The 23,103-nt window shown below is 60.6% G+C and carries 24 protein-coding genes; 5 read left to right on the plus strand and 19 right to left on the minus strand.

Annotated features, from left to right (window positions below):
- Nucleotides 1-2: 2 nt before the first annotated feature.
- From VOI21_RS13685 to VOI21_RS13710, 6 genes are all read right to left on the minus strand, one after another.
- The gene (locus tag VOI21_RS13685) at nucleotides 3-821 is read right to left on the minus strand and encodes an aspartate dehydrogenase (RefSeq protein WP_323770483.1); all 819 of its coding nucleotides are present in this window, start codon (nucleotides 819-821) and stop codon (nucleotides 3-5) included.
- Between the two features lie 48 nt (nucleotides 822-869).
- Complete coding sequence (locus tag VOI21_RS13690) at nucleotides 870-2,411, minus strand: ATP-dependent DNA helicase (RefSeq protein WP_323770484.1); 1,542 nt, start codon at nucleotides 2,409-2,411, stop codon at nucleotides 870-872.
- 182 nt (nucleotides 2,412-2,593) lie between these two features.
- Complete coding sequence (locus tag VOI21_RS13695; RefSeq protein WP_323770485.1) at nucleotides 2,594-3,232, minus strand: acyl-homoserine-lactone synthase; 639 nt, start codon at nucleotides 3,230-3,232, stop codon at nucleotides 2,594-2,596.
- A 112-nt stretch (nucleotides 3,233-3,344) separates the two neighbouring features.
- Nucleotides 3,345-4,082 (minus strand): LuxR family transcriptional regulator, encoded by a 738-nt coding sequence (locus VOI21_RS13700; protein WP_323770486.1) that lies wholly within the window; start codon nucleotides 4,080-4,082, stop codon nucleotides 3,345-3,347.
- 353 nt (nucleotides 4,083-4,435) lie between these two features.
- Nucleotides 4,436-5,722: a crotonyl-CoA carboxylase/reductase gene (gene ccrA / locus VOI21_RS13705; protein ID WP_323770488.1), complete on the minus strand. Its 1,287-nt coding sequence runs from the start codon at nucleotides 5,720-5,722 to the stop codon at nucleotides 4,436-4,438.
- A gap of 233 nt (nucleotides 5,723-5,955) precedes the next feature.
- Nucleotides 5,956-7,299 carry a 1-acyl-sn-glycerol-3-phosphate acyltransferase gene (locus tag VOI21_RS13710; RefSeq protein ID WP_323770489.1) on the minus strand — a complete coding sequence of 448 codons (1,344 nt, stop codon included), beginning with the start codon at nucleotides 7,297-7,299 and terminating at the stop codon, nucleotides 5,956-5,958.
- Between the two features lie 295 nt (nucleotides 7,300-7,594).
- Between VOI21_RS13710 and VOI21_RS13715 the strand changes: the two genes are divergently transcribed.
- The 3 genes from VOI21_RS13715 (at nucleotide 7,595) to deoD (ending at nucleotide 10,860) form a co-directional block, all read left to right on the plus strand.
- Nucleotides 7,595-9,601 carry a protein meaA gene (locus tag VOI21_RS13715; protein WP_323770490.1) on the plus strand — a complete coding sequence of 669 codons (2,007 nt, stop codon included), beginning with the start codon at nucleotides 7,595-7,597 and terminating at the stop codon, nucleotides 9,599-9,601.
- A 244-nt stretch (nucleotides 9,602-9,845) separates the two neighbouring features.
- Complete coding sequence (locus tag VOI21_RS13720) at nucleotides 9,846-10,154, plus strand: H-NS histone family protein (RefSeq protein WP_323770491.1); 309 nt, start codon at nucleotides 9,846-9,848, stop codon at nucleotides 10,152-10,154.
- Between the two features lies 1 nt (nucleotide 10,155).
- Nucleotides 10,156-10,860, plus strand: coding sequence for a purine-nucleoside phosphorylase (gene deoD, locus VOI21_RS13725; protein ID WP_323770492.1), 705 nt, complete (start codon nucleotides 10,156-10,158; stop codon nucleotides 10,858-10,860).
- Between the two features lie 30 nt (nucleotides 10,861-10,890).
- Here the strand turns inward: deoD and VOI21_RS13730 are convergent, their stop codons facing one another.
- From VOI21_RS13730 to VOI21_RS13785, 12 genes are all read right to left on the minus strand, one after another.
- A complete protein-coding gene (locus VOI21_RS13730; protein WP_323770493.1) occupies nucleotides 10,891-11,736 on the minus strand; it encodes an urea carboxylase-associated family protein in 846 nt (281 codons plus the stop codon).
- A gap of 482 nt (nucleotides 11,737-12,218) precedes the next feature.
- Complete coding sequence (locus VOI21_RS13735; RefSeq protein ID WP_323770494.1) at nucleotides 12,219-12,350, minus strand: hypothetical protein; 132 nt, start codon at nucleotides 12,348-12,350, stop codon at nucleotides 12,219-12,221.
- A gap of 185 nt (nucleotides 12,351-12,535) precedes the next feature.
- Nucleotides 12,536-13,315: a succinate dehydrogenase iron-sulfur subunit gene (locus tag VOI21_RS13740; protein ID WP_323770495.1), complete on the minus strand. Its 780-nt coding sequence runs from the start codon at nucleotides 13,313-13,315 to the stop codon at nucleotides 12,536-12,538.
- 10 nt (nucleotides 13,316-13,325) lie between these two features.
- Entirely contained in the window at nucleotides 13,326-13,652 is a 327-nt protein-coding gene (locus VOI21_RS13745) for a hypothetical protein (protein ID WP_323770496.1), read from the minus strand.
- 561 nt (nucleotides 13,653-14,213) lie between these two features.
- On the minus strand, nucleotides 14,214-16,016 hold the full coding sequence (sdhA, locus tag VOI21_RS13750; RefSeq protein WP_323770497.1) for a succinate dehydrogenase flavoprotein subunit: 1,803 nt from the start codon (nucleotides 16,014-16,016) through the stop codon (nucleotides 14,214-14,216).
- Nucleotides 16,017-16,097: 81 nt separating this feature from the next.
- Entirely contained in the window at nucleotides 16,098-16,469 is a 372-nt protein-coding gene (gene sdhD, locus VOI21_RS13755; RefSeq protein WP_323770498.1) for a succinate dehydrogenase, hydrophobic membrane anchor protein, read from the minus strand.
- 12 nt (nucleotides 16,470-16,481) lie between these two features.
- Nucleotides 16,482-16,865: a succinate dehydrogenase, cytochrome b556 subunit gene (gene sdhC, locus VOI21_RS13760; RefSeq protein WP_323770499.1), complete on the minus strand. Its 384-nt coding sequence runs from the start codon at nucleotides 16,863-16,865 to the stop codon at nucleotides 16,482-16,484.
- Between the two features lie 156 nt (nucleotides 16,866-17,021).
- Nucleotides 17,022-17,693, minus strand: a complete 672-nt coding sequence (locus VOI21_RS13765) for a DUF1194 domain-containing protein (protein WP_323770500.1) — start codon at nucleotides 17,691-17,693, stop codon at nucleotides 17,022-17,024.
- A 100-nt stretch (nucleotides 17,694-17,793) separates the two neighbouring features.
- The gene (locus VOI21_RS13770) at nucleotides 17,794-18,822 is read right to left on the minus strand and encodes a MaoC family dehydratase (protein ID WP_323770501.1); all 1,029 of its coding nucleotides are present in this window, start codon (nucleotides 18,820-18,822) and stop codon (nucleotides 17,794-17,796) included.
- Between the two features lie 3 nt (nucleotides 18,823-18,825).
- The gene (locus VOI21_RS13775; protein ID WP_323770502.1) at nucleotides 18,826-19,029 is read right to left on the minus strand and encodes a DUF1737 domain-containing protein; all 204 of its coding nucleotides are present in this window, start codon (nucleotides 19,027-19,029) and stop codon (nucleotides 18,826-18,828) included.
- Nucleotides 19,030-19,033: 4 nt separating this feature from the next.
- Nucleotides 19,034-19,579: an NnrU family protein gene (locus VOI21_RS13780; protein ID WP_323770503.1), complete on the minus strand. Its 546-nt coding sequence runs from the start codon at nucleotides 19,577-19,579 to the stop codon at nucleotides 19,034-19,036.
- Between the two features lie 33 nt (nucleotides 19,580-19,612).
- Nucleotides 19,613-20,461: a CoA ester lyase gene (locus tag VOI21_RS13785; protein ID WP_323770504.1), complete on the minus strand. Its 849-nt coding sequence runs from the start codon at nucleotides 20,459-20,461 to the stop codon at nucleotides 19,613-19,615.
- Nucleotides 20,462-20,798: 337 nt separating this feature from the next.
- Here VOI21_RS13785 and VOI21_RS13790 point away from each other — a divergent pair, with 337 nt between their 5' ends.
- Nucleotides 20,799-21,119 carry a hypothetical protein gene (locus tag VOI21_RS13790; protein ID WP_323770505.1) on the plus strand — a complete coding sequence of 107 codons (321 nt, stop codon included), beginning with the start codon at nucleotides 20,799-20,801 and terminating at the stop codon, nucleotides 21,117-21,119.
- A gap of 65 nt (nucleotides 21,120-21,184) precedes the next feature.
- Here the strand turns inward: VOI21_RS13790 and VOI21_RS13795 are convergent, their stop codons facing one another.
- Nucleotides 21,185-21,940: a sulfite exporter TauE/SafE family protein gene (locus VOI21_RS13795; protein ID WP_323770506.1), complete on the minus strand. Its 756-nt coding sequence runs from the start codon at nucleotides 21,938-21,940 to the stop codon at nucleotides 21,185-21,187.
- A 160-nt stretch (nucleotides 21,941-22,100) separates the two neighbouring features.
- Here VOI21_RS13795 and mdh point away from each other — a divergent pair, with 160 nt between their 5' ends.
- On the plus strand, nucleotides 22,101-23,063 hold the full coding sequence (gene mdh / locus VOI21_RS13800) for a malate dehydrogenase (RefSeq protein ID WP_323770507.1): 963 nt from the start codon (nucleotides 22,101-22,103) through the stop codon (nucleotides 23,061-23,063).
- The last annotated feature ends 40 nt before the right edge of the window (nucleotides 23,064-23,103 follow it).

Raw genomic sequence — 23,103 nt, forward strand, 5'->3', positions numbered from 1 at the left:
TCTCAGGCCCCGATCACCAACGGGGCCGTCAGCCTTTTCAGAGTCGAGATCACGCTGAGCGGCGTGATCCGGCCGGTTCGCGGGTTGTCCTCTGACGGGATGCCCTCGATTTTCATGGTCATTGTGGCGCTGTCGGAGACGACGGTGATACTGTGTGTGTTGCGGTCCAGGGTTGGGTCGGCCCAGACCTCGACCTGCGTGCGGTCGGTGCCGATCCCGGCAAGGCCCAGTGCCACCGCAACGTTGGTATTTGCCGGAAAACCCTTGATCGCCTCTTGCGCCGACCCCGCGAAACACCGAACCGGTTTGGTCACTTGGTCAAGGTCCAGCCCCATCCGCGTGATCGCAGGCGCGCCTTTCAGACTGAAAGGCGGCTTGCGGGTCACAATCGTCACGCTATCAATTTTGCCCTGCGCGGCGGCCTGCACGGCGTCCAACCCCAGCAGCGCGCCGGACGGCACAAGAATCCGACCACCCGTTCGGGCGGCGATGTCCTTTAGATGCGGGTTTGCGAGCAACCCTCCGACGCTAATCACCACCACGATTTTGCCCGCCTCCAGTGCCGGTCGGGCAACCCGGTCCAGCAAATGGGCGGGGCAGCATTCAACGATCACGTCGGCGGCCTGAGAGAGTTCTTCCAGCGGACGCACGTCGTAGCTGTTCTGAAAATGATCCGCCATATGGGCCTTGGCCCTTGCAACATCGTGCGCTGACACCGCGACCAGTTCCAGCCCGTCGATGCCCCGATCCAACGCCGATGCAACCGCCTTGCCGATCGCACCAAATCCGCCGACCGCGACCTTGAGAATATGTTTGGTCATAGCGTCTTGCCCCACGTTCAACAAATTGCGCGACCGAAGAAAACCCCCTTAGACAGCCGGCCCGTCAATCTCCGCCTCCAGCGCCAAGGGGGCCGGTGCGCCGCTCAGATCGTCCACCCTTAGGGGTCCCGACGGGCGCGCCAGCCGGTTGCGCACCACCCAGAACAGTCTCGACTGCGCCCGGGTGATTGCCACATAGGCCAGCCGTTTCCACAACGGCTGCCCGGCCTCGTTCCGACCGGCCCGCGCGGCGGCAAAAAGGTCCGGCGCAAAGACCTGCACCGCCTCCCACTGGCTGCCCTGTGCCTTGTGGATCGTCACCGCCGCCCCGTGCAAAAAGGTCGCCCCCATCCGCGCCGCGTAAGGCAGGAAAGGCTCTTCCTCATCGGGCATCTCGATCTTGACGATAGAGGCGGCAGACACCTGCGGTTCCATCGCGCCGACCACGTGCAGCCGTGAAAATCCCGGTTTTTTCCCGGGTCCAAGGTAGATCACCTGCGCGCCCTTGATCAGCCCGCGCGCCTCAAGATCCAGTCGTTTCTTGCGGTGTTTCAAAGGCAATTCCAACCCGTCGCAAATCAGCGGCTCACCGGGCAACAGGCTATCGGCGGGGGCCTCATGCACCCGGCGAAAGGCGTTGATCAACCGAATCCGCGTGGCATTGCGCCAGACCAGCACGGGTGAGCGGGCCATCAGATCAACCTCGACCCGATTGGCAAAAACCACCCGGTCGTCACGCCGCGACGCGTCCTCGACCATGCGTTCAAAATCCTCGAACCCCAGCTCAGGATCGGCCAGCGCATGGGCCAGATCAAGGATCGGGTTGTCGGCCGCCTGCCGGTGCACGCGGCTCAACTCTCGTTTCTGGCTGTCCTTCAGGCCGTCAAACACCATCTTTCCCGACTGGTTGACGGGCGCCAACTGCGCCGGATCGCCAAACAAGACAAGGTTGGGAAATATCTCCTGCAGGTCCTCGAACTGGCGTTCGTCCAGCATAGAGGATTCGTCGACAAACCCGATGTCCAGTGGCTCTTCGCGCCGTTTCCAGCCGGTGATGAAATCGCTGCCCCTCAGGCCCGCCGCCGCCAGTGCCGCCGGAACCGACTTGTGTTGGGCATAGACCGCCTGCGCGCGTTCCAGCGCCACATCGGTCAAACCCTCGATTTCTGGCCGCTCATCCTCATTCCCCATGAGCCACTCGGCGATCTTTTCATATTCGGGATCGTAGACCGGCGTGTAGATGATCCGGTGAATTGTGGTGGCCGGCACGCCGCGCATCCGCAGAACGCTGGCCGCCTTGTTGGTCGGCGCCAGCACGGCCAAAGTGCGCTTTTCACGCGCCCGCCTACTTTCATAGTCGCCAGAGACCGTCTCAACCCCAACCGCCTCCAGCGCCTTGACCAGTTCAGCCAGCAACAGCGTCTTGCCGCTGCCTGCCTTGCCCATCAGGGCCATGACACGCGCGCGACCTTCCTGCGCCGGAAGGCACAGACCGTCGTCAAGGTCCACACCGGCCTCACGCAACAGTTCTGTCACGCTGTCATAAGCAGCGGCCTGATCATCGGAAAAAACGAGGGAGGGTACGGTCATGGCGGCACATTACCCCGCGCGGCGGAGGGCCACCAGAACCCTTTGCGGCTTCTTCTTTGTCCAAATACGCAATTCTGCGAGTGCTTCGACCACCGCCCCAACGGGCAGACAGAAAACGCGCGCGGGCATCAACCCGCGCGCGTCTTGCAGCACCGATCTGAAATGTCTGTGCCAGTTAACCCTCAGGCCGCTTCCATTTCCTTGGGCACCACGATGTCGCCGAACGACAGGGCAAACCACCGCTTGGACATCTCCGGAGTTATCCCTGCAGATTTTGACACCTGTGCCTGCGCGGCCGGAGTGAATTCCCACAAACCCACGCTGATCTGTTCGCGGCCCTCGCCCTGCTGCCCCAGCACCTCTGGCGAAGAGCCGATGCGGCGATAAATCCGCACCATCCGCGCATCGAAGACGCCGACATAGTGCTCTACGCCAAATTCCTGCATGACCTCGCCCCCGGCCAGCATAAGTGCCGCCGCTACACCGGGTGTGGCACCACGGGCCAGACAGAACCGGGTGCATTCCCAGATCACCGGTGACTGGATACGGACACCGTCGGTCAGGTGGACAAAATGATCGTTGACCATGGTGCGGCCCACGGTGGGCAGCAAGCGCATGGATCCGCCATGGGTGCCATCGGCATTTTCCCAGATGACATAAAGCGGGTTTTCGTCGTCATATTCGTCGCGCTCATAGCCGTTCTCGTCAACGGAGACTTCCCAGCCAAGCCGTGTCTTAAACTGGTCGGCCCGGTCGCGGAACATGGCGTCGGCCAGCTTCGGGAATTTGTGCAGGTCGGTGCCGTAGATGTAGCGGATCATGTTGTTTCCCCTCGGAATGTGTATTCGATGGGGAAAGATTGCCGCTGGACTGGTTAACGAGATTCAACTCCAGCGCGCGCACATAGAACGCACGCTTTACCAAAGAGCGTTTTCAGACCACGATCACGCCCCGGCTGAGCGCCCGGGCAACCGCATGTGTGGTGTTCAGTGCGCCCAGTTTATGCCGGGCGCTTTCGACGTAGACGCGCAAGGTATGCTCGGAAATCGAAAGGGTATCAGCTGCTTGCGCCCGGCTATAACCGACCGCAAGAAGCGTCATGGCCTCGATCTCACGCGGGGACAAGGACTGTGAGGCCTCTGGCGTGCGACCGGGTTCGAATTCCAGTGCCTTCTGGTTAAAGTAGTGCGCGATCAAGATCAGGTCGCGCCGGTTGGTGACTGTGAAATCCTCCCATTCCGTGTCGTTGCAGTTGTGCGTAAGCGAGAACAGGGCGAACTGGCCGTTGGGTCCACGCAGTGGAATTGAAAAACCCTGATTGCCGATGCCATATGCGATGGCATCCTGCATGAGCGCCCTTGCCGCCTTGCTGGACCAGTCCAGCCGCTTCCAGTCGACGGGGTGGAATCGCTGGTAACACCCCACCACCACCGGATCGACGCGCAAATAGCCCTTTTCCAGATAACGGTTGACCCATTCCAGGTCATAGGTGCCGCATCCATATTGTTCGCCATTGCTGTTGACCCAGTGATAGACAATGTGGTCGACCCCGTAGCTGTCCCGCAATTCCTCGATCAGAATTTGCAGATCTTCGAGTCCCTCAGCGGATTCGAGCCGCTCTATCAGTCCGTCCAGTCGCAGTGCGTTTCCCGACAAAAAGCCCAATGCCATTACCCTCGGCCTGGGACGCAATCTCTGCCTGCGCGACGAAGGATGCATCATCCAACTGCGCGGCCAAAGACTGCATGCCATTGGCCCGAGCGAATGATTTCAGGTCAGTGAGAACGTCCAAAATCCAGTCATGTCCCATGATCAGCCTCGTGTATAGATGGTTAACGCTTCATTAAAACAACCATAGCACGCAGCCAAACTTGCCGAAATTCACGTAATCTTCCTCCCCAGAAATAGCGAGGGGGTGTTTCGCCAAGTATCTGAAAGCGCACAAACCGGTTCCGAAACGCAAGACGCCCGCGATGCCAAGGGCGATTCGCGGGCGTCTGTGGATCGATGAAAACGCGGTAAAGTTACTGGCGGGCGGCCAGTGCATCCTCCAGCGTCCGCAATCCGGTCTTTGGGGCTTGCACCAGAACCGACATGTTGCCGGGCTTGTGCTCGTTCCGGAGCATCTTCATATGCGCGTCCGGAATCTCGGCCCAGGGAAACACCTCGGACATGCAGGGATCAAGTCGGCGCTCAATCATCAGACGGTTGGCAGAGGCGGCCTGCTTGAGGTTGGCAAAGTGCGATCCTTGCAGGCGCTTTTGGTGCATCCACATGTAACGGACGTCGAAGGTACAATTGAACCCCGAGGTGCCGGCGCAGATCACAACGATACCGCCCTTTTTGACCACCAGCGTTGAAACCGGGAAGGTCGCCTCGCCGGGGTGTTCGAACACCATGTCGACGCTCACACCTTTGCCGGTGATGTCCCAGATCGCCTTGCCGAACTTGCGCGCCTCTTTCAGCCACGCATTGTATTCGGGGCTGTTCACGATGGGCAGCTGCCCCCAGCAGTTGAAGTCCTTGCGGTTGATAACACCCTTGGCGCCCTGCGCCATGACGAACTCACGCTTGCTTTCGTCCGAGATCACGCCAATCGCATTTGCGCCAGCCGTATTGGCGAGTTGGATCGCATAAGACCCCAGCCCGCCCGACGCCCCCCAGACCAGCACGTTCTGGCCGGGCTTGAGCTCATGCGGGTGATGGCCGAACAGCATCCGGTAGGCGGTCGCCAGTGTCAGCGTGTAGCACGCGCTCTCTTCCCACGTCAGATGTTTGGGACGCGGCATAAGCTGCTGTGCTTGCACCTTGGTAAACTGTGAGAACGACCCATCGCCGGTCTCATATCCCCAGATCCGCTGGGTGGGGGAAAACATCGGATCGCCGCCGTTGCATTCCTCATCGTCGCCATCGTCCTGATTGCAGTGGATAACCACCTCGTCGCCGACCTTCCAGGTCTTGACCTTGTCGCCCACCTTCCAGACGATCCCCGAGGCGTCAGACCCCGCGATGTGATAGTCCTGACCGTGTACGTCAAAGGGGGAAATCGGCTGGCCAAGGCCCGCCCAGACACCATTGTAGTTGACGCCTGCGGCCATCACCAGAACCAGCACCTCATGGCTGTCGATGTCCCAGACATCGACCACTTCCTGCTGAAAGCTCTGGTTGGGTTCGCCGTGGCGGTCGCGGCGGATCGCCCACGCGTACATCTTTTTGGGAACATAGCCCATCGGGGGCATTTCGCCGACTTCATAGAGATCTTTTTCCGGCGCATCGTATTGAGCGATGTTCGTATGCGTATCCAGAGCCATGTCGGTCTCCTGTAGGCCAGAGTTAACGGTTAGGCCGGTTCTGCGGTGCAGAATCGCGGCGTCTGATCAACGGAATATTCGGGGGCGCGCAATATTGCAACATCATTTGACCCGTTTTTGTAATTTTATGACCGAGCGGGCGCAGAATTTCTCACGCAAGCGCAGCATTGCGCTGCGAACGCAGCATGCGCACTGCCCCCCAAAACCCTCTGTGTGTGCGAAAACGCGTCGTTTCAGAACAGGTGATCGATAGAGCGCGCGTAGTAGGCTGCCAGCGGCGTGCCATCGGGGGTCAGCGCAAAGGCGCCCTCCCGCTCTTCCACGATGCCGCGTTCGATCAACGCGCGCAGACCAAATTCGACACTGTAGTCCCGATTGTTCCGAGCAAGGTGAACATGAGCCTTTGGCAAAGCCGCGACCGCTGCGGAAAAGGCGCGTTCCAGTTCGGCGCGGCTCTGCGGACCGCGCATGAGAAGATGTGCCACCAGCGGCACAGGCAGGACCGGGATGATAGCGGCGATCCGAGACATAAGCGCCTCTGCCAGTTCCTCAGCATCCTTGGCAAGCGCGGGATGTTTGCGCAGGGACACGGGCTCACCAAAGCTCACCGCCGCATAGCCAAAGCGATGGAATCGTCCGGTCACGCGCAACCAGACCTGTCGGAAAACGGATCTTATGACACGGGTAACAGAAGCATCGAACCGGCGCGGCCCCTGACGGTCAGCAGCAATCAGCACCTTGTCCTCAAGAACACGGTCGTAATTCAGCCCCACCGGAACAAAGACGACATCGCGGGCAGACAGGTCGAGATCGTCGAGGAGATAGGCCAGCAGACCCAGCTTCGGCGGCGCAAGCGAACCATCAAGGCTTAGCCCGCCTTCGGGGAAGATCGCCTGAGTGACGCCGCCGCTGGTTGCCATCTGAACATAGCGCCGCAATATCTTGCGGTAGAGCGCATCACGCGCGGTCCGGCGGATGAAATAGGCACCCATCGACCGGATCAAGCGCGATAAGGGCCAGACCCGCGCCCACTCTCCCACCGCGTAGGATAGCGCAGAGCGGTTGGCCGCCAGATGCGTCACCAGCACATAGTCCATGTTGGACCGGTGGTTCATGACAAAAACAACCGTCGCCTCCGGTTCGATGGCGGATAGCCCTTCGCCCTCATGGCGTCCCAACCGCACCCGATACAGCGTATTCGACAGCCAGCGCGCGCCCCGCAGGCCAAGACCAAAATACGCGAAGGCCGAAAAGGAGGGCACAATCTCCCGCGCATAACGGCGCGCCCGTTCAAAGGCGACGTCCTCTCGCAAACCATGTTCGGCGGCGTGGTCGACAATCGCTTGAGTGACGTCGGGGTGATACAGCAACCGCTGCATCAGGTCATAACGGCGCAACAGACGGAAGGGTTCGATCGGGCGCTCCAACCGTTCGTTCAACTGCGCAACAGCGCGCTCCAGACGGCGGCGCAGCACCCAGCGCACCGAGGGGAAAAGGAAATGCGTCGCGAAACTGACCACCGCAAAGGCGAGGATCAGGGCAAAGAGCCAGAGCGGCAGGGACACTTGCGACGTCATCGCGCCGACTCTTGCAGGGGCTCGCGCCCCCGGCAAGGGGCAGCCGTCTTCGATCTGCGTTTTGTACACAGCGTGCGTTTTGACCTCGAAAAACGCGTTTGGTGCAAATCCGACGGCACCGCGCCGCAGTTCGCAAATGCGCCGCGCCGCAGCAGATTGCGCTTATCCCGAAGTGCGCCCATGCTGCATCTGCTCGCGCTGCGACGCGGCGAATTGACAGAGACATAATCTTTCGCGTATCCCGTTTCGGACGCAACAAGATTGCCGAGCCCGATTCATGCCGACGGAGGCCCCGATGACCGAAACCCAGACCCCTGACCGTGACCGGCAATCCAATAAGGCCGCTCGTCAAGCCGACAAACCTTGGCTCATTCGCACCTATGCGGGCCATTCCACGGCCAAGGCGTCAAACGAACTGTATCGTGGCAACCTTGCTAAGGGACAGACGGGCCTGTCTGTCGCTTTCGATCTGCCAACGCAGACAGGTTACGACAGTGATCACATTCTGGCGCGCGGAGAAGTGGGCAAGGTCGGCGTGCCGGTCTGCCATCTGGGCGACATGAGGGCGTTGTTTCAGGATATTCCGCTGGAGCAGATGAACACGTCTATGACGATCAACGCGACGGCCCCTTGGCTGCTGTCCTTGTATATCGCCGTGGCCGAAGAACAGGGCGCGGATGTCAGCAAACTGCAAGGCACGGTGCAAAACGACCTGATCAAGGAGTACCTCAGCCGGGGCACATATATATGTCCGCCGAAACCCAGCCTGAAGCTGATCGGCGACGTGGCCGAATACTGCTATACCAATGTGCCCAAGTGGAACCCGATGAACGTGTGTTCCTACCACCTGCAAGAGGCTGGCGCGACGCCGGAACAGGAACTTGCCTTTGCGCTGGCCACCGCCACAGCGGTCCTGGATGAGTTGAAAACACGGGTCCCCGCCGAGGATTTTCCGACACTGGTCGGGCGCATCTCTTTCTTTGTGAACGCAGGCATCCGGTTTGTAACCGAGATGTGCAAAATGCGCGCCTTTGTCGATCTCTGGGACGAAATCTGCCGTGACCGCTATGGCGTCGAGGACCCAAAATACCGCCGGTTCCGATATGGCGTGCAGGTGAACAGCCTCGGCCTGACCGAACAGCAGCCGGAAAACAACGTCTACCGCATTCTCATTGAAATGCTGGCGGTCACCCTGTCGAAAAAGGCCCGCGCGCGCGCGGTTCAATTGCCCGCCTGGAATGAGGCGCTTGGCCTACCGCGTCCTTGGGATCAGCAATGGTCGATGCGGATGCAGCAGATCATGGCCTATGAGACCGATCTGCTGGAATTCGACGACCTGTTTGACGGCAACCCGGCGGTCGACGCCAAAGTCGAAGAGCTCAAAGACGGCGCGCGCGCCGAGCTGGCCAATATCGACAGTATGGGGGGCGCGGTCGAGGCGATCGAGTACATGAAAGGTCGCCTTGTGGACAGCAACGCCGACCGGCTGAACCGCATCGAGCGCGGTGAGACCGTGGTGGTTGGCGTGAACAAGTTCACCCATGGCGAACCCAGCCCGCTCATGGACGAGGACGGCGGTATCATGACCGTCGACCCGGCCATGGAGCAGGACCAGATTGACCGGCTGAGTGACTGGAGGGACGAGCGCAACGATGGCGAGGTCCGTGCTGCGCTGGCCGACCTGCGCGCTGCCGCCGCCGAGGGACGCAACGTGATGCCCGCCTCTATCGCCTGCGCCAAGGCGGGTGTGACCACCGGCGAATGGGCAGCGCAGATGCGTGCCGTCTTTGGCGAGTATCGCGGGCCTACAGGTGTGTCGCGCTCCGTGTCGAACAAGACCGAGGGGCTGGAGGACTTGCGCGAAGCCGTCAATCTGGTCAGCGACAAGCTGGGCAAGCGGCTGCGCTTTCTGGTCGGCAAGCCGGGACTGGACGGGCATTCGAATGGAGCCGAGCAAATCGCGTTCCGCGCGCGCGATTGCGGTATGGAAATCGACTATGAAGGCATCCGCCTGACGCCAGAACAGATCGTCGAGGCCGCGCGCGAAGGCGCGCATGTCGTTGGCCTGTCGATCCTGTCGGGCAGCCACATTCCGCTGGTCGAGGACCTGATGCAGCGGATGCGCGCCGAAGGGCTGGCCCATGTACCCGTGATTGTCGGCGGTATCATTCCGGACGAAGACGCCAAGCGACTGAAGGGCATGGGCGTCGCAGAGGTCTATACGCCCAAGGATTTCGAGCTGAACACAATCATGCGCGATATCGTGACTCTTGCCGATCCGGCCTCTGTCGCAGCCGAATAACCTTACATAAATACCCATTAGCCGACACAAAGGCCCCGCAATCCCAGCGGGGCCTTTTAAATTTGGTGCTATTTAGCGTCAAAATAATGATTTCACGACATGGCCGTCGGTCAAAAGGAAACGCATTCAGAGTTCTATACATTGGGATAGAAACTATTCCCGCTTGCAAATGACACAAAATAGCAGTTGAACTGAATTCAAATCGGCTTGAAAAAGCAGCGTCCAAAAATAATGGAGAAGAAACATGGATATCGATCTGGAAAAACTCTCGCGCGAGCAGCTTGTGCAATTGATCGCCGATGCGCAGAAGGCTCTCAAGACGGTTGAGACGCGTAAGCGGGCAGAGGCAAAACGCGCTGCGGAAATGGCTGTAAAAGAGTTCGGCTTTTCGCTGGATGAAGTGTACTCAGCCAATGTCAAAGGCAGCAAGGGCGCGCCGAAATACGCCAATCCCTCTGACGCCAGTCAGACCTGGACCGGACGCGGACGCAAGCCTAACTGGGTGATTGAGGCTCTGGACGGGGGTAAGTCCCTCGACGATCTCGCGATCTGATATGACGATTCATATCGGGGCCGCCGCGGGAGCTATTGCCGAAACCGTTCTGATGCCCGGGGACCCGCGGCGGGCGAAATGGGCAGCGGACCAGTTTCTGGACGATGCCGTTTGCGTGAACGAAACGCGTGGAATGCTGGGATATACCGGCACATGGAAGGGGCAGCGGGTAACGATTCAGGGCTCTGGCATGGGAATGCCAAGCCTTTCGATCTATGCCAACGAATTGCTGCGCGACTATGGGGCAAAGACCTTGATCCGCATCGGCTCATGCGGGGCGATGCAGGATCATGTGGGTCTGCGCGACATCGTGATTGCGATGACTGCCACGACCCTTTCCACGCCGTCAAAAGGGCTGTTCAAAGAATTGAATTTTGCCCCCTGCGCGGATTTCGCCTTGTTGGAAGCCGCTGTTGCCGCCGCTCGCGGCCATGGCGTCACAACGCACGTTGGCGGGATCTATTCGTCGGACGTTTTCTATGACGAACGACAGGATTTGAATGAACAGATGATGCGGCACGGTGTTCTTGCGGTCGAGATGGAGGCGGCAGAACTGTATACTGTTGCCGCGCGTTTCGGCGCACGTGCGCTGGCCGTACTGACCGTATCGGATCACCTGAAAACCCATGCGGCGCTTCCGGCAGAAGATCGCGAGCGGTCGTTCGGCGAGATGGTCGAGATCGCTCTGGAAGCGGCGTTCACCTAGGCGACACGTGGCGGCGGGGGGAACCCCGCCCTACAGTCCATGCGTCCGGTCATAACCGTTGACGGGCGGGCTGTGCCAGCCGTCCAACGCCCGCTCGGTCGGTGCAAGCACCTCAACCTTCAGCGGATGGCAGGATGCGGTGTCAGAACTGTGTTGTGCCGAACAATCGCCCCCCGGACAGGCGCTGAGCGCCCCCAGCAGGTCAATCTCGGCGAAAAAGGTGATCTGGTCGCCGGGCCGGACGGGGCTTGCCTTCATGAAGTATTGGCCCGTGTCGCGGGTGAACCCGGTGCACATGAAAACGTTCAGCACGTCATGAACATGGGGTTCGGCCGCCTCCAAGGACATCTCACGCGCCTCAGCCAATGCCCGGACCAGGTTAGAGTGGCAACAATGGTGGTACTGTGTGCCCGCCAGCAGGTTGCCGGTATAGGGGTCGCAGCGTGTGCCGATCACGTCATGGACCGACCCGCCGAACACATCCATGCCGTACCAGTTCAGGCTGTCTTCGACGATGGTCGCCATAGGCCGCAACGTCGGAAAGCTGGACCAGAGGCGTTCTCCGGTGGTGACATGAGTGCCGTGCAGAGCACGGGTCTTGCCGGAATAGAACCGTTCGGACAGGTCGTGCGCGTTCCACAGGTTCAGGTCCCCGACTTGCGGACCCTCGACCGAGGATATGCGAAAGAAATGCCCCGCTGGCACGGTAAAGGAACAGGCGTCGCGCGGCGGTGCCAGCACCTCAACAGTGCGTTTTGCCGTCGCCAGAGCCGCACGGTAAAGCGGCAGATCAGGCTTCGGCAGTGTTTCATTAGGGTAACAGATCACGGGAGCAACGGCGCGGCGATCCTCGGCGTCAGGGGGCGGTAGCGTCATGGCGCGTCTCCTTTTGCGCCGAGTGAACCCTCGGAGGATGGCGAACGCAAGAGGGCATGAACCGATCAGCCCGCCTCGCAATCAAGGGCGTTACCGCGCATCAGGCCGATGGCATTCACGTGGCGGCTGTCCAATCGCGCCAGCCACCTGTGCGCCGCACTGAATGCAGGTCCAGGTACTTTGGTCGTCTTTCCGCCGTTCCCGCCAGCGGCACAGCCGGGTCGAACGGTTGGAAAAGATCGCGATCAGGACAAAGGCGATGATGAGCCCTACGACAACAAACATGAGTCCCATGTAACTGGCGCGACGGTGCAGGAAAAGCAGCCTGACGGACAGTTTACCCTGCGATACCTCCGGCCTGTGGTGCAATCATCAGCCACCGCTGTGTGCTTGGCCAGATGGACAGTGGCGGAGGTAACCCTGCGCGGCGCACACCTTGCCAAAGTGCCCGGCCCGAAAGACCGGGCACCAACTGACAGCCATCATGCCGCCAGCGGCAAGTCCTCGTAGACCGGCGCGGTGCTTTCGGGGCGCTTTTCGGGGGTATAGCAGGCCCAAGCCTGATTGAGGGCCTCAAGGGCGGCTTGCGCTTTGGTTTTCTGCTGCTCGTTCATGGGGTTGCCTTTCTGACTACAGCGACCCCCTCCCTGACCGGCAAACTAATCCTCCTGTGCCGTGGTGACACCCACCAAAGCCGCAAACGCGGGTTGCAGGTTGTGCAAGGGAAGTTGCGTCACCCAAACGAATGCGCCCCGACTGCGCAAAGGCAGCCGGGGCGAATGTCCGAATGATAAAAAGATCAAACTGCGCGATCGACCATCATTTTCTTGATCTCAGCAATCGCCAACGCCGGATTCAACCCCTTGGGGCAGGTCTTGGCGCAGTTCATGATGGTATGGCAACGGTACAGCTTGAACGGGTCTTCGAGTTCGTCGAGGCGTTCGCCGGTCGCCTCATCGCGGCTGTCGATGATCCACCGGTAGGCGTGCAGCAGCGCGGCTGGTCCAAGGTAGCGGTCGCCGTTCCACCAATAGGACGGGCATGCGGTCGAGCAGGAGGCGCACATCACGCATTCATAAAGGCCGTCCAGTTTCTTGCGGTCCTCGATGGACTGCTTCCACTCTTTTGCCGGGCGGTTTGTTTTGGTTTCCAGCCACGGCATAATGGAAGCATGCTGGGCGTAGAAATGCGTCAGGTCGGGGATCAGGTCCTTAACCACAGGCATGTGCGGCAACGGGTAGATCTTCACATCGCCCTCGATCTCATCGAGACCATAGATACAAGCCAGAGTGTTGATGCCGTCGATGTTCATCGCACACGATCCACAGATGCCTTCGCGGCATGACCGGCGGAAGGTCAGCGTCGGGTCGATCTCGTTCTTGATCTTGATCAGCGCGTCCAGAACCATCGGGCCGCACGCATCCATATCAAGGAAGTAGGTGTCGACCTGCGGGTTCTTTCCGTCGTCCGGGTTCCAGCGATAGATGCTGAACTTGCGGATATTCTTGGCGTCCTTCGGCTTGGGCCAGGTCTTGCCGGTCTTGATCTTTGAATTCTTGGGGAGCGTGAATTGTACCATTTCTCTCTCCTTAGCGAAGCAAGGCTGGAAGGCCGTTCACGGCCAGGCAGCGGAGGGTTTCGGGTTTGGACGCGATGTCCTTGGCAATCTGAAGCGTGCTTTCGGTGGGCCCTAGCACCGCGTCTGCGGCCAGCGCGCGAATCTGCTGCGCATTGGCGTTGTCGATCAGGCAATCCAGCGTCGGTTGCAGCGGCACGCCGGGAAACTGTTCGGACACGACCGGGGTCAGCGCGCTGCGGGCCGCGTTGCGGGCGATCTGATCCTGCGCCTGCGGCGAGCAGGCGGCAAGGGCCGCAAGGATAGCAGCGATGGCACTATGACGGATCAATCGAAACAATAGAGCGTGCCTCGATACAAGCGCGGGGCGCCGGGATAACAGCCGACCGGGGCCGCGGGAACCACGACAACAGGTTTGCGGTAACGTGTTTGGGGCGCAGGTGCGGCCTGTCGGTTACGACAATCGTGAAGGGCCTGCTGATAGCGGTCTGCATAGCCCCATTTCGAGCCGGTGTAGGCGTAGTCGTGCGCCCACGCCTCACAGTTGCGGGCCGTCTGTCCATAGCCATCCGCAACAGCGGAGACCGACGAAATACCTAATACGGCCACGATACAGGCCAATCGCAGACTTAGGCGTCGGCCCCGGATTGAAGCCGTTCGCGGACCATGTTCTTTGGCGGTATCACACATCTCTTTCCCCCTTGCACAAGCACATCACGGCTCACTGCCGGTTCGCCTCAACCATGATCGGCACGAGGCTCGCAGCCTTGCGGTCAGGCGCGCATCTGCCGGCCAACAGGCCAGTCCCGACACACCGCCCCGCCCCGAAACGGTTTCGGACGCTGAGCGTCCGACTTGTCCGATGTTGAGCCTGCGCGCCATATCGCCGCCTCCGCCGTCCTTAGAAAGTCCGCGCCTTGGGCGCGATCCTCTGAAGGGAAATACCGCCCTGTTCCTCGGTCGAGAGCGGATCGACCACAACGGGACGGTGGCTGAGGGCAACGCTGTTGCCATCGACCCGAGCAATCGTGTGCACACGCCAGTTTTCATCGTCACGGGTGGAGAAATCCTCATGTGCGTGTGCGCCACGGCTTTCCTTGCGCGCCTCTGCGCCAACGATGGTGGCCAGTGCGTTGGGCATGAGGTTGGTCAGCTCCAGCGTCTCCATCAGGTCCGAGTTCCAGACGAGGCTGCGATCCGTTACTTTCAGGTCATCCATCTTGCCCGCGATGGCGGTCATCGCCTCAACCCCTTCCGCCATGGTCTTGGCGGTGCGGAAGACGGCGGCGTCGCGCTGCATGGTCTTTTGCATTTCCAGCCGCAATTCGGCGGTGGGCGTCCCGCCGCTCGCATTGCGGATACTGTCGAAGCGGTCAAAGGCCTTTTCGATCTGGTCCTTGGGTGCCGCGGGAACGGCAGTTTCCGGGTCGACAACCTTACCGGCGCGGATCGCGGCGGCGCGGCCAAAGACCACAAGGTCGATCAACGAGTTAGAGCCAAGGCGGTTGGCCCCATGAACCGATGCACAGCCCGCCTCGCCCACCGCCATCAGGCCGGGCACGACAGCGTTGGGATCGCCTTCGGTCGGGTTCAGCACCTCACCCCAGTAGTTCGTCGGGATGCCGCCCATGTTGTAGTGCACGGTGGGCAAGACCGGGATCGGTTCCTTGGTAACATCGACGCCGGCAAAGATCTTGGCCGATTCCGAAATGCCCGGCAGGCGTTCGGCCAGCGCCTCTGCGGGCAGGTGCGACAGGTTCAGGTGGATGTGATCGCCTTCGGCGCCCACGCCGCGGCCCTCACGGATTTCCATGGTCATGGACCGCGAAACATAGTCGCGCGGCGCAAGATCTTTATACGTAGGGGCGTAGCGTTCCATGAACCGCTCCCCTTCGGAGTTGGTCAGGTAGCCGCCCTCACCCCGCGCGCCCTCGGTGATCAGGCAACCCGAGCCGTAAATCCCGGTGGGGTGGAACTGAACGAACTCCATGTCTTGCAGAGGAAGGCCTGCGCGAGCCACCATGCCACCGCCATCACCGGTACAAGTGTGGGCCGAGGTGGCAGAGAAATAGGCGCGGCCATAGCCGCCGGTCGCCAACACGACCATCTTGGCGTTGAAGACGTGGAACGTGCCGTCGTCCAGCTTCCAGCAAAGAACGCCCTTGCACTCACCATTTTCCATCAGCAGGTCGATGGCGAAATATTCGATGTAAAACTCGGCGTTGTTCTTCAGCGACTGGCCATAAAGCGTGTGCAGGATGGCGTGGCCGGTACGGTCGGCGGCGGCGCAGGTGCGCTGCACCGGGGGGCCTTCGCCAAATTCGGTGGTGTGGCCGCCGAAGGGCCGCTGATAGATCTTGCCCTCTTCGGTGCGGCTGAACGGTACGCCGTAGTGTTCGAGTTCGTAAACCGCCTTGGGCGCCTCGCGCGCGAGGTATTCCATGGCATCGGTGTCACCCAGCCAGTCAGACCCTTTGACCGTGTCGTACATGTGCCACTGCCAGTGGTCAGGCCCCATGTTCGACAGCGACGCGGCAATACCGCCCTGTGCGGCAACCGTGTGCGAGCGGGTCGGGAAAACCTTGGTCACGCAGGCGGTGCGCAGGCCCTGTTCGGCCATGCCGAGCGTGGCGCGCAGCCCTGCGCCCCCGGCCCCGACGACCACGACATCATAATCATGCGTCTCGTATTCGTATGCTGCCATTGGTGTATACCTGTCGATCTGTAGCGGGAGGCGATTTTTCGGCGAAAAATCGTCACTGGCGGATGGGTCTTGCGCAGCGCCTCAGAGGGCGATGCGGGCGATGGCGAAAAGGCCGACGGCGGCGGCGCCGTAGCTGAGGCACGTCATGGCAAGGATCAGGATCTTTTCCATCACGCCATGCACGTAGTCCTCGATCAGCACCTGAACACCCATGTTGAAGTGGTGAAACCCCACAAGGATGGTCAGCGCTGCAACAATCGCCGGGAACGGTCGGCTGTAGTAGGCCAGCACCTCTTCATAGGTGCCGCCCAGCGCGCCGCCGAAGGTGAAAATGAAGAAGGGAACAAGAAAGAGCAGCGCGACAGAGCTTTTCTTCACCGCCCAGTGATGCTCGGTGCCGGATTTGGCTGCGCCCCAGCCCACTGCGCGCTTGCGATCGGTCAGAAATGCCATGGTCGAGCCTCCTCAGACAACGATGATGGTAAAGAGGGTCAGGACGACGGAGCCGATGATCACACCCCAGCCGAGCATTTCGGCGGTATCGATCTCAAGCATCTTGGCCTCGTCCCAGATCATGTGACGCACACCTGCAAGCAGGTGATACCAGATCGCCCAGACAGAGCCGAGCATCACCAGATCGCCAAACCACGAGCGCAGCACCGCATCGGCGGTGGCGAAATACTCGGGCGAGGTCGCTGCGGCAAGGAACCACCAGACGATCATAAGCGCGGCCAACAGCAGCGCGTTGCCGGTGATGCGCGTCAGGATGGAAGTAATTGAGGTAAGCTGCGGGCGGTAAACCTGCAGGTGCGGAGAGAGCGGGCGATTGCCCCGGTTCACGTCGGCCATGGATGATGTCCTTTCGGGTCCGTTGCTTCTTGTTCTACTTCTTTCGCGCGGCGTGTCACGGGGGAGGCCGATACAATCCTGCGGTTTTTTGGCGCAATGGCGCGGTTTTTGGCGATTTGTGATCACGCCTTTGGAATGTGTGATCACAGTTTTGCGCTAACGCGCCCCCGTCTCCGCCGCTGTCTGCTTGGTCAGTTCACGCAAGAGTTTTTGACGGATTCTGTCGGGATATTCCGCATAACTACTGGCCGTCGCGACAAAGGCACCGGGTCCGAAGATGACATTTTCAAAGAAATAGGCGGTAAGATCGTGCTCTGCAGCCCCCTCGATGGCCAATGCGTTTACGATGATTCCTCGTGCGCCAAGCAGGGAACGCAGCTTGTCCGGGGGCAGCCCCTCATTCGACAAGCCATCCCCGGAGAGGTCGATCACCCGGCGACGACAATTCGGGACAGTGTCGAACAGAAGCGTGGACACTCTCAACGCCTCCCCGATGGCCGTTGAAAAATGCCGCCATGCGCGCGGCGCATTTGCGATCTCATCGGCCAGCGCCCGGGTTTCTGCAAAACTGCGAACCTCACGCCAAGGCAGTGTAACCTGCTGGCGCGAACTGCCGGTCCACTGCACCAGCGCCACCTGCGCGCGGCCGCGGATCAGCGCCTCGGCCACGGCGCTGTCGCGCAGGGCAGCGGCCAAACCCTGCATCTGAATGTCGTATTCCTGAGCATCCACCGATCCAGAAACATCGACCGCCAGCACCAATGCGACCTCACAGGCCATCAGCTGCGTAGGAAACAAGTAGAATGCAAGGGCAAGGGCACAGCGCATTTGTCAATCAGAGCGCGACCTTTGCCGGTACGCAAGTCACGTCAGGGTGACAGAGCCGCTAGTTCACTCCAATGCGGCACCCAGACAGACGCCGCCCAGATCAGAGTGGCATCAACGCCCAGTAATCCAGATCCAGCAGCACATCTGGCAGGTATTTGCCGTCCGGCCCTTTCAGCTCAAACGGTGCACCACCTTTGGTCGCCACAAGACGCAGACGGATCGCGCCGACGCCGGGGGCAGAGGTCTCAGCCTTATCCAGCACCTCGGACCAGGCCTTGACTGTGTTGCCCGCAAGGCAAGGATTTGCATGGGCGCCACCGTTCAAACCGACAATGATCTGCGCGTTCGCCAACCCATTAAATGACAAGGCGCGCGCCATCGAAATCACGTGACCGCCATAGATCAACCGCTGATCCGGGCGTGCGGTGACGTCAAAATGAACCTTGGAAGTGTTCTGCCACAGACGCGTGGCCATCATGTGTTCGGCTTCTTCGATGGTGACGCCGTCGACATGGTCGATGGTCTCGCCGACCTCATAATCCGACAGACGGTGCTTTTCACCCGCAAGCGTGAATTCGTAGTTGGAGAAATCCAGCCCTTCGGGGATCACCAGATCCGCTGGATCAAGGCTGCTCTTCAACTCGGGGATGACCGGGTCAGGCGCGGGCGCATCCATCTCGCGTTTGCGCAACATGACCCATCGCGCGTATTCCATAACGATTTCATCGTTCTGGTTCAGCCCACGAGAGCGCACATAAACCACCCCGGTGCGCCCGTTGGAGTTCTGCTTGACCCCGATCACCTCAGATTGTGAGCGGATGGTATCCCCCGGCCAGACCGGCTTTAGCCAGCGCCCCTCGGCATAGCCAAGGTTCGCCACCGCATTCAGCGACACATCCGGAACGGTCTTGCCAAAGACGATGTGAAACGCGGCAAGGTCGTCGATCGGGGCCGCAGGCAACCCGCAGTCACGCGCAAATTCATCGGAGGAATAAAGCGCGTGCCGCATCGGATAGAGCGCGTGATACAGCGCCCGCTCTCCGCCAGAAACGGTGCGCGGCACGGCATGGTCGATGACCTCGCCCACGGTGTAATCTTCGAAGAACCGGCCCGGATTGGTCTTAGCCATTTGTCACTGCTCTCCAAGCTTGATGTCAGGGGAATAGGTGCCGGGGGCCTCTTTCACCACGGCCTGCCCACAGCGCATAACGCCGTTGGCGGCGTCAAACGCATAGGTCGGCCCGCCATGTAGATCCCATCCCGCATTCAGGGCGGCGGTGACTTTGTGGCAAAAGGCAGAGGTGTCGTCACTCGACAGGAAACGGTACAGTTTCATGGGCTTATCCAAAAGCCGGATAGCCGAGAAGGCCGTGAATATAGCCAATCACGACCAACAGGACGACAGATGCGGCCAGAAAGATGATGTCCTTTTTGATCGCGCCTTTGGCGGGTGGGGTCCAGTTCGGCTCTGCCCGGTTGATCACCATCATCTCGACCAGCGCCCAGACACCCAAACCGCCAAACAGGACAAAGCTGGGCACGTCGCCGTTCACCAAAAGGTGCGCCAGCGTCCATAGTGCGAAGCCGGTCAGCATCGGGTGCCGCACCTTGTAAAAGAGCGCGCCTTTCGATGGTCCGGGCGAGGTCAGGTAAAGCGCGAAGACCATGATCAGGTTGTTGATGCCCACGGTCGCCGGATGGCGGCCCCAGAAAAACGCACCATCGGCCATGCGATAGCCAAAAATCATGAGCAGGATGCTGACGACAAGCGCCAGCGCAACGACGCCTTTGCCCTTGTCGCCCATGGGTCCGCGGATGCCGGGAGCGATCCGCTTGAACAAATGTGCGCCCCACCAGAGCGCGACGCCAAGAATCAATAGCAGCATGTGAGCCTCCATGGTTTCGGCGCGAAGGTGCGTTTATTCGGCCAGCGCCGCAATGGCTTCGGCTTTTGCAAGCGTCTTGCGGGCGGTTTCGATGTGCAGGTTCTCAACGATTTTGCCATCGACCACGGCCACCCCCTGCCCTGCTTTGGCCGCCTCCTCAAAGGCGTCGATCTGGCGGCGGGCAAGGTCGATCTCGTCCGAGCCGGGGGCAAAGGCTCTATTCGCGATCTCGACCTGAGCGGGGTGGATAAGCGTCTTGCCGTCCATCCCCATGTCGCGGCCCTGCACACATTCGGTCTGCAATCCTTCGTCATCTTTGAACGCGTTGTACACGCCATCGACGATGGTCTTGCCATGCGCCTTGGCGGCCAAAACACACAGGCCGAGGCCGGTCAGCATCGGCAAACGGTCCGCGCGGAAGCGCGAGTTGAGCTCTTTCGCAAGGTCGTTGGTGCCCATGACCATGCCCTGCAGACGCGGATGCGCCGCAATCTGGTTTGCTGCCAACATCCCGGCGGGCGTTTCCATCATCGCCCAAAGAGGCTTGTCCGTCAGCGCGGCCAGCGCATCCAGCTGGGCCGTGGCTTCGACCTTGGGCAGCAGGATCGCATCGCAATCCATCACGGCCGCAGCCTTGGCGTCCGCCTCACCCCATTCGGTGTCAAAGCCGTTGATCCGCACAATCCGGGTGCGGTTGCCATAGGAACGCGACAGCGCCTCGGCCAGCGTGTCGCGGGCAGTGGTTTTTTCATCGGGAGAGACGGCGTCTTCCAGATCGAAAATGATGGCGTCGATGGTCAGCATACGCGCCTTTTCCAGTGCCCGCTCCTTGGAGCCGGGAATGTAGAGAACGGATCGGTAGGGGCGCGCGCGCAGGTCCATCGGAGTCTCCAGTTAGGCTTCCCCCGAGTCGGGGCGAAATTTTGTTGCGCAGAATTGCGCATTTTTTGCCGGATTGTTCAAGGCCAATTTCGCCGCGCCGCAGCAAATCAGTATTTTTTTGTGTACAATGGCCCGCATAATCTCGCGGATTTGACGCAACGCACGATGCATTAACCCGATTTAAGCGCCCGAAGGCGGACCATGTTGGCATGTCGTTCAAAGCGGCAACGGGGAACAGGCCACAGGGATGGCACCCCGGAAAAGAGGGGACCCACCCTGTGCCGGGCGCGCGGAAAAGCCGCCAGAACAGCCCGGCGCGCAGCCGAAAGGTGACACTATGACGGAGAAGAATATCAAGCTTGCGATGCTCTCGGCTGGCCTGCTGCTAGGCGCGGCCTCTATCGCTGAGGCGCAGAACCTGCGCCATTGCGCCCCTCGCAATGAGGTGGTCGACCGGCTGGCCGCCAAGTACGGCGAGACCCGGCAAAGCATGGGCCTGGGCGCGAACAACGCCGTGATGGAGGTGTTTGCCTCACCCGACTCGGGCTCGTGGACGATCACCGTGACGATGGCCAACGGCCTCACCTGCCTTGTCGCCAGCGGTCAGGCGTTCGAGGAACTGGCCGAAGCCCTGCCTCCCAAGGGGGATGATGCTTGACCCACAAGGAACCGGTTTTCGCAAAAGGATCGGTTCCTTAATTCTCTCGCCTAAGCACGCGGGTGTCAGGTCAGTGCGTCCCAGATCAGCTTGGTCCCGGTGAGTGTCAGCGCGACATAGGCGATCCCGAAAAACAGCCGTTCCGGCACCATGTGGTGCGCCTTGATCCCTAGCCACGTGCCCAGCAACGCAAAAGGGACCAGTGCAAGATCAAGCAGCAACGTTTCCCGCGTAAAGATGCCCATCCCGGCATAGATGCCCGCCTTGGAAAAATTGACCGCCCAGAAAATCAGCACGGTGGTCGCCTGGAAAGTCGTCTTTCCCAACCCTTGGCCAAGCAGATAAACTGCTGCCGCCGGCCCGCCCGCATGGCTGACGAAACTGGTAAAGCCAAGGACCACTCCGGCGGTCAGACCCGTAGCGGGACCGAATTTCTTGCCGCCAAGACGGATCAGCCCGGTCGCTTGCGCCATCTGCCAAGCAACGAACAGCAGCGCCACTAGTCCGATCAGCAGTCGCACCGTGTCCGGGTTCGTCCATGCATAGAACAGTGCGCCCAGCAGCGTGCCCGGCACCGATCCAATCAGCAGCACCTTTGCGGCGGCCCAGTCCCATTTGCGCCAATAGGCCGGCAGACTTGCCACGTCGATCAGCATCAAAAGCGGCAGCATCAGACCCAGCGCCACGCCCGGTTCCAGCACTATCGCCAGAATCGATGCACTGGCAAAGGCCACGCCAGAGCCGAAGCCACCCTTGGAAATGCCTGCAAAGATCACCGCCGGGATGCACACCGCGAAAACGGATGCGGTAAATAATTCCATGGATGCCTCTGAGAAAATCTTGCCCGTGACAGGTCTTTATCCTGCATTTAGCGCTATCTACAAGGTGCGCGGACCAAGCGCCGCAGCGCAGCACCCTTGCGCGTCAGCCCGTCTGGGCGTACGCAAAGCGCCAAATTCACGCAAGGCGGAGATTGAATCCATGGCCAGACCCAAGATCGCGCTCATCGGCGCGGGACAGATCGGTGGCACGCTTGCCCACCTCGCGGCAATGAAAGAACTGGGCGACGTCGTCCTGTTCGACATCGCCCAGGGCACCCCCGAGGGCAAGGCGCTCGACATTGCAGAGTCCGGTCCGTCCGAAGGCTTTGACGCCAGCCTCAAGGGCACGCAGGACTACGCCGACATCGCTGGCGCGGACGTCTGCATCGTCACCGCCGGTGTTCCGCGCAAGCCGGGCATGAGCCGCGATGACCTGCTGGGGATCAACCTCAAGGTCATGAAATCGGTCGGCGAAGGCATCCGCGACAACGCACCCGACGCCTTTGTGATCTGCATCACCAACCCGCTGGACGCGATGGTCTGGGCGCTGCAGCAGTTCTCGGGCCTGCCCGCAAACAAGGTCTGCGGCATGGCCGGCGTGCTGGATTCGGCCCGCTTCCGCCACTTCCTCGCCGATGAGTTCAACGTGTCGATGAAAGACGTCACCGCATTCGTGCTGGGTGGCCACGGCGACACGATGGTGCCGTCAGTGCGCTATTCGACCGTTGCAGGCATCCCGCTGCCCGACCTGATCGACATGGGCTGGACCACGCAGGACAAGATGGACGCAATCGTTCAGCGCACCCGTGACGGCGGCGCGGAAATCGTTGGCCTGCTGAAGACTGGCTCGGCCTTTTACGCGCCCGCTACCTCGGCCATCGAAATGGCCGAAGCCTATCTCAAGGACCAAAAGCGCGTTCTGCCCTGCGCCGCCTACTGTGACGGCGAGTTCGGTCTGGACGGCATGTATGTCGGCGTGCCGACCGTGATCGGCGCTGGCGGCATCGAGAAGATCGTCAACATCAAGCTCAACAAAGAAGAGCAAGAGATGTTCGACACCTCGATCAAGGCCGTTCAGGGCCTTGTCGAAGCCTGCAAGGCCATCGACAGCTCGCTGGTCTGATACCGGGCCACTTTTGCAAGACTTGAATGCACGCCTTCGG

Source organism: Antarctobacter sp. (genome assembly GCF_034670325.1).
Lineage (GTDB): Bacteria > Pseudomonadota > Alphaproteobacteria > Rhodobacterales > Rhodobacteraceae > Antarctobacter.

Coding starts and splice junctions, on each gene's coding strand:
- VOI21_RS13685 (WP_323770483.1), bottom strand. CDS start 821: ATGACCAAACATATTCTCAAGGTCGCGGTCGGCGGATTTGGTGCGATC.
- VOI21_RS13690 (WP_323770484.1), bottom strand. CDS start 2,411: ATGACCGTACCCTCCCTCGTTTTTTCCGATGATCAGGCCGCTGCTTAT.
- VOI21_RS13695 (WP_323770485.1), bottom strand. CDS start 3,232: ATGATCCGCTACATCTACGGCACCGACCTGCACAAATTCCCGAAGCTG.
- VOI21_RS13700 (WP_323770486.1), bottom strand. CDS start 4,082: ATGGCATTGGGCTTTTTGTCGGGAAACGCACTGCGACTGGACGGACTG.
- ccrA (WP_323770488.1), bottom strand. CDS start 5,722: ATGGCTCTGGATACGCATACGAACATCGCTCAATACGATGCGCCGGAA.
- VOI21_RS13710 (WP_323770489.1), bottom strand. CDS start 7,299: ATGACGTCGCAAGTGTCCCTGCCGCTCTGGCTCTTTGCCCTGATCCTC.
- VOI21_RS13715 (WP_323770490.1), top strand. CDS start 7,595: ATGACCGAAACCCAGACCCCTGACCGTGACCGGCAATCCAATAAGGCC.
- VOI21_RS13720 (WP_323770491.1), top strand. CDS start 9,846: ATGGATATCGATCTGGAAAAACTCTCGCGCGAGCAGCTTGTGCAATTG.
- deoD (WP_323770492.1), top strand. CDS start 10,156: ATGACGATTCATATCGGGGCCGCCGCGGGAGCTATTGCCGAAACCGTT.
- VOI21_RS13730 (WP_323770493.1), bottom strand. CDS start 11,736: ATGACGCTACCGCCCCCTGACGCCGAGGATCGCCGCGCCGTTGCTCCC.
- VOI21_RS13735 (WP_323770494.1), bottom strand. CDS start 12,350: ATGAACGAGCAGCAGAAAACCAAAGCGCAAGCCGCCCTTGAGGCCCTC.
- VOI21_RS13740 (WP_323770495.1), bottom strand. CDS start 13,315: ATGGTACAATTCACGCTCCCCAAGAATTCAAAGATCAAGACCGGCAAG.
- sdhA (WP_323770497.1), bottom strand. CDS start 16,016: ATGGCAGCATACGAATACGAGACGCATGATTATGATGTCGTGGTCGTC.
- sdhD (WP_323770498.1), bottom strand. CDS start 16,469: ATGGCATTTCTGACCGATCGCAAGCGCGCAGTGGGCTGGGGCGCAGCC.
- sdhC (WP_323770499.1), bottom strand. CDS start 16,865: ATGGCCGACGTGAACCGGGGCAATCGCCCGCTCTCTCCGCACCTGCAG.
- VOI21_RS13765 (WP_323770500.1), bottom strand. CDS start 17,693: ATGCGCTGTGCCCTTGCCCTTGCATTCTACTTGTTTCCTACGCAGCTG.
- VOI21_RS13770 (WP_323770501.1), bottom strand. CDS start 18,822: ATGGCTAAGACCAATCCGGGCCGGTTCTTCGAAGATTACACCGTGGGC.
- VOI21_RS13775 (WP_323770502.1), bottom strand. CDS start 19,029: ATGAAACTGTACCGTTTCCTGTCGAGTGACGACACCTCTGCCTTTTGC.
- VOI21_RS13780 (WP_323770503.1), bottom strand. CDS start 19,579: ATGCTGCTATTGATTCTTGGCGTCGCGCTCTGGTGGGGCGCACATTTG.
- VOI21_RS13785 (WP_323770504.1), bottom strand. CDS start 20,461: ATGGACCTGCGCGCGCGCCCCTACCGATCCGTTCTCTACATTCCCGGC.
- VOI21_RS13790 (WP_323770505.1), top strand. CDS start 20,799: ATGACGGAGAAGAATATCAAGCTTGCGATGCTCTCGGCTGGCCTGCTG.
- VOI21_RS13795 (WP_323770506.1), bottom strand. CDS start 21,940: ATGGAATTATTTACCGCATCCGTTTTCGCGGTGTGCATCCCGGCGGTG.
- mdh (WP_323770507.1), top strand. CDS start 22,101: ATGGCCAGACCCAAGATCGCGCTCATCGGCGCGGGACAGATCGGTGGC.